Origin of the sequence: Campylobacter sp. RM16190 (genome assembly GCF_012978835.1) — a bacterium.
In the GTDB taxonomy this organism is placed as follows: Bacteria; Campylobacterota; Campylobacteria; order Campylobacterales; family Campylobacteraceae; genus Campylobacter_A.
The window spans coordinates 1-527 of record NZ_LIWS01000028.1 but is presented as its reverse complement, the minus strand read 5'-3'; the positions used below and the strand labels follow the sequence as shown (position 1 = coordinate 527).

At 30.4% G+C, this 527-nt stretch carries 1 protein-coding gene; it reads right to left on the bottom strand.

Going from position 1 to position 527, the window contains the following annotated elements; genetic code table 11:
• A partial coding sequence (locus CDOM16190_RS10500) for a hypothetical protein (RefSeq protein ID WP_170020788.1) occupies nt 1-408 on the bottom strand: 408 nt, incomplete at its 3' end.
• Nucleotides 409-527: the final 119 nt, after the last annotated feature.

Sequence of the window (527 nt, the reverse complement as noted above, 5' to 3'; positions counted from 1 at the left end):
ACAAGGCCGATAAATTCCACGTCTTACGAGCTTATTAATTGCTACATAGATATTTTGTTTATGTTTATTTATAAATAAACTATCTACATCCTCATCTTTAAAAACATAATCGGTTATCTCGTTAATATTACAAGGTTTTACCTTTAGACACTCAAGAATTCTACCACTAAGCTTGCCACGAGAAAAATATGAACCATTGTTAACTTTTTTAGCAGATATTGTGCTAATTTTATAGTTTGGATCAAATATTATAATGGCTTTACTTATAGTAGATAGTTCATCTTGCAGATCAGATATCATCTCTTGATAATGTTTTATCTGCCCTTTAATTTCAGAGTGCTTAGATACAAGAGCTGATATTATGTGAGATTCTACTCGCTTCGCTCCTAGCTTTTCAAGAACTGCCATAACAAATCCTTTTAAGTAAATGTTTTTATAGCTTAAAAAGAAATGTCTATTATTTAAAGCTATATCGGAATCTTAGCTTCTTTTACGATGAAAGTCTTGTGCATTTGCTACATAATAGC